Raw genomic sequence first — 4,211 nt, 5'->3', positions numbered from 1 at the left:
GCCGAGATCCGCGGGCTGCGCGAGGACGTCGTACGCGAGGTGCGGCATGCGCTGGGCATCCGTCCGGTCTACAAGACGGTCGACACCTGCGCCGCCGAATTCGCCGCAAGGACTCCGTACTTCTACTCCTCGTACGACGAGGAGAGCGAGGTCGCGCCGCGCGAGAAGCGGGCCGTGATCATCCTCGGCTCCGGCCCGAACCGCATCGGCCAGGGCATCGAGTTCGACTACTCCTGCGTCCACGCCTCCTTCGCGCTCAGCGACGCGGGCTACGAGACCGTGATGGTCAACTGCAACCCGGAGACCGTCTCGACGGACTACGACACCTCCGACCGCCTGTACTTCGAGCCGCTGACGCTCGAGGACGTGCTGGAGATCGTGCACGCCGAGTCCCTCGCGGGCCCGATCGCCGGCGTCGTCGTCCAGCTCGGCGGCCAGACCCCGCTGGGCCTGGCCCAGGCGCTCAAGGACAACGGCGTCCCGGTCGTCGGCACCCCGCCGGAGGCCATCCACGCCGCAGAGGACCGCGGCGCCTTCGGCCAGGTCCTCGCCGAGGCCGGCCTGCCGGCCCCGAAGCACGGCACCGCGACCACCTTCGCCGGCGCCAAGGCCATCGCCGACGAGATCGGCTACCCGGTCCTCGTACGCCCGTCGTACGTGCTCGGCGGCCGCGGCATGGAGATCGTGTACGACGAGGCCCGCCTGGAGTCGTACATCGCGGAGTCCACCGAGATCTCCCCGACCCGCCCGGTCCTCGTCGACCGCTTCCTCGACGACGCGATCGAGATCGACGTCGACGCGCTCTACGACGGCCACGAGCTCTACCTCGGCGGCGTCATGGAGCACATCGAGGAGGCCGGCATCCACTCCGGCGACTCGGCCTGCGCCCTGCCCCCGATCACGCTCGGCGGCTTCGACATCAAGCGGCTGCGCGCCTCCACCGAGGCGATCGCCAAGGGCGTCGGCGTGCGCGGTCTGATCAACATCCAGTTCGCCATGGCCGGCGACATCCTGTACGTCCTTGAGGCCAACCCGCGCGCCTCCCGCACCGTGCCCTTCACCTCGAAGGCCACCGCGGTGCCGCTGGCGAAGGCCGCCGCCCGCATCTCGCTGGGCGCCACCATCGCCGAGCTGCGCGAGGAGGGCCTGCTGCCGAAGAACGGCGACGGCGGCACCCTGCCGCTCGACGCGCCGATCTCCGTCAAGGAGGCCGTGATGCCGTGGACCCGCTTCCGCGACATCCAGGGCCGTGGCGTGGACACCGTCCTCGGCCCGGAGATGCGCTCCACCGGCGAGGTCATGGGCATCGACACCGTCTTCGGCACGGCGTACGCCAAGTCGCAGGCCGGCGCGTACGGCCCGCTGCCCACCAAGGGCCGCGCGTTCATCTCGGTCGCCAACCGGGACAAGCGCTCGATGATCTTCCCGGCCCGCGAGCTGGTCGCGCACGGCTTCGAGCTGCTCGCCACCTCCGGCACCGCCGAGGTCCTCAAGCGCAACGGCATCAACGCCACGGTCGTGCGCAAGCAGTCCGAGGGCGTGGGCCCGAACGGCGAGAAGACCATCGTCCAGCTGATCCACGACGGCCAGGTCGACCTGATCGTCAACACCCCGTACGGCACCGGCGGCCGCCTCGACGGCTACGACATCCGTACGGCGGCGGTGGCGCGCAGCGTCCCGTGCCTCACCACGGTCCAGGCGCTCGCCGCGGCCGTCCAGGGCATCGACGCGCTCAACCACGGCGACGTGGGCGTCCGCTCGCTCCAGGAGCACGCGGACCACCTGACCGCGGCCCGCGACTAGCAGCCCGTACGAAGAGGGGGACACCGGCAAGGCCGCGGTGTCCCCCTCTTCATGAGCAGACACGGACCCGAGACACATGTACAAGTTCTTCTTCAATCTGGTCTTCAAGCGGATGGACCCCGAGGAGGCCCACTACCTGGCCTTCCGCTGGATCCGGCTGGCCGCCCGCACCCCCGTGCTCCGCACCTTCGTCGCGGCCGTCCTCGCGCCCCGGTACAAGGAGCTGCGCACCGAGGCGCTCGGCCTGCGCATGCACGGCCCCTTCGGTCTCGCCGCCGGCTTCGACAAGAACGCGGTCGCGATCGACGGCATGTCGATGCTCGGCTTCGACCACGTCGAGATCGGCACGGTGACGGGGGAGGCCCAGCCCGGCAACCCCAAGAAGCGGCTCTTCCGCCTCGTCCCGGACCGCGCCCTGATCAACCGCATGGGCTTCAACAACGAGGGCTCCGCCGCCGTCGCCGAGCGGCTGCGCACCCGGGTGCCGGTCTTCAAGACCGTCGTCGGCGTGAACATCGGCAAGACCAAGGTCGTCCCCGAGGACGAGGCCGCCGCCGACTACGTGAAGTCGACCGAACGGCTCGCCGCTCACGCCGACTACCTCGTCGTGAACGTCTCCTCGCCGAACACCCCCGGCCTGCGCAACCTCCAGGCCACCGAGTCGCTGCGCCCGCTGCTCACGGCCGTCCGCGAGGCCGCCGACCGCACGGTCACCGACCGCCGCGTGCCGCTCCTGGTCAAGATCGCCCCCGACCTGGCCGACGAGGACGTGGACGCGGTCGCCGACCTCGCCCTGGAGCTGGGCCTGGACGGCATCATCGCCACCAACACCACCATCGCCCGCGAGGGCCTCGGCCTGAAGTCCGACCCGGCCCTGGTGCAGGAGACCGGCGGACTGTCCGGCGCGCCCGTCAAGGCCCGCTCCCTGGAGGTCCTGCGCCGCCTGTACGCGCGCGTGGGCGACCGTCTGGTCCTCGTGGGCGTCGGGGGCGTGGAGAACGCCGAGGACGCCTGGCAGCGCATCCTCGCCGGCGCCACGCTCGTCCAGGGCTACAGCGCCTTCATCTACGAGGGCCCGTTCTACGCCCGCGCGATCCACAAGGGCCTGGCCGCGCGCCTGGCCGCCTCCCCGTACGCCACCCTCGCCGAGGCCGTCGGCGCCGACTCCCGAAAGGCCGCGAAGTGACTCTCGAACCCTTCGGCGCCCGCCTGCGCCACGCCATGGACACCCGGGGCCCGCTCTGCGTCGGCATCGACCCGCACGCCTCCCTGCTCGCCGCCTGGGGCCTGAAGGACGACATCGACGGGCTGGAGACCTTCACCCGCACCGTCGTGGAGGCGCTGGCCGAGACCGTCGCCGTCTTCAAGCCGCAGTCCGCGTTCTTCGAACGGTTCGGTTCGCGCGGCATCGCCGTCCTGGAGCGGGCCGTCGCCGACCTGCGGGCCGCGGGCGGCCTGGTCGTCATGGACGCCAAGCGCGGGGACATCGGCTCCACCATGGCCGCGTACGCCGAGACCTTCCTGCGCCCCGAGTCCCCGCTCTTCTCGGACGCGCTGACGGTCTCCCCGTACCTCGGCTACGGCTCGCTGAAGCCGGCCGTCGACCTGGCGCGGGAGAGCGGCGCCGGCCTGTTCGTGCTGGCTCTCACCTCGAACCCGGAGGGCGCCGAGGTCCAGCGGGCGGTCCGCGAGGACGGCCGGACGATCGGCGCGACAATGCTCGGGCACCTGGCCGAGGAGAACGCCGGGGAGACCCCGATGGGCTCCTTCGGCGCGGTCGTGGGGGCCACCCTGGGCGACCTGTCCTCCTTCGAGCTGGACATCAACGGTCCGCTGCTCGCCCCGGGCATCGGCGCGCAGGGCGCGACGCCCGCCGATCTGCCCGCGGTCTTCGGCCCGGCCGTGCGCAACGTGGTGCCGAACGTGAGCCGGGGCGTCCTCAAGGAGGGGCCCGACGCGACCGCGCTGCGAGCCGCCGCGGAGCGCTACGCCGACGAGATCCGGGCCGCCGTCGCGGTCTGACCGGTCGCCGGCGTCTCACCTGTCGACAGGCGAGGGGCGAAAATCCTGGGCATAATGCCTGGAATGTCCTGGTCGTTCGAGCCAGACTCGATCCTGACCAGGACTTTTCGCTTGTTCTCGCTGACTGGAGCGGTCTTGGCCGCTAGTCTCCGTCGCAGAGTCGTCGTGGCAAACGGCCCAGGCCACTGCCATGTGACTCGCCGCGTGTGGGGCTATCAGGTTCCTCAGCGGTCCGTATCCGACCAGTTCGACATCCGAGGTGACGTAGGCGTGGCTCTTCCGCCCCTTACCCCTGAACAGCGCGCAGCCGCGCTCGAAAAGGCCGCCGCGGCTCGCCGGGAGCGGGCCGAGGTCAAGAATCGACTCAAGCACTCCGGCGCCTCCCT

Annotated in this window: 3 protein-coding genes and 1 pseudogene; all 4 read left to right on the top strand. The window is 71.3% G+C overall.

The genetic code is table 11. The features are described 5' to 3' along the window. On the top strand, nucleotides 1–1,803 hold a 1,803-nt coding region (gene carB / locus VIU94_RS12210), incomplete at its 5' end, for a carbamoyl-phosphate synthase large subunit (protein ID WP_331910608.1). A 76-nt stretch (nucleotides 1,804–1,879) separates the two neighbouring features. Next, a complete protein-coding gene (locus tag VIU94_RS12205) occupies nucleotides 1,880–2,989 on the top strand; it encodes a quinone-dependent dihydroorotate dehydrogenase (protein WP_331910606.1) in 1,110 nt (369 codons plus the stop codon). Continuing rightward, nucleotides 2,986–3,825, top strand: a complete 840-nt coding sequence (gene pyrF / locus VIU94_RS12200) for an orotidine-5'-phosphate decarboxylase (protein ID WP_331910604.1) — start codon at nucleotides 2,986–2,988, stop codon at nucleotides 3,823–3,825. Before VIU94_RS12205 ends, pyrF begins: the two co-directional genes overlap by 4 nt. A gap of 270 nt (nucleotides 3,826–4,095) precedes the next feature. Next, nucleotides 4,096–4,211 (top strand): annotated as a pseudogene (locus VIU94_RS12195) (integration host factor); the annotation flags it as partial.

It is taken from the genome of Streptomyces sp., from assembly GCF_036566765.1.
Lineage (GTDB): Bacteria > Actinomycetota > Actinomycetes > Streptomycetales > Streptomycetaceae > Streptomyces.
The sequence above is the reverse complement of the archived record's forward strand: the minus strand, read 5'-3'. Positions and strand labels throughout refer to the sequence as shown.

Bases quoted from the DNA above. Each gene is read 5' to 3' on its own strand.
- VIU94_RS12205 (WP_331910606.1), top strand. From the start codon at position 1,880: ATGTACAAGTTCTTCTTCAATCTGGTCTTCAAGCGGATGGACCCCGAG.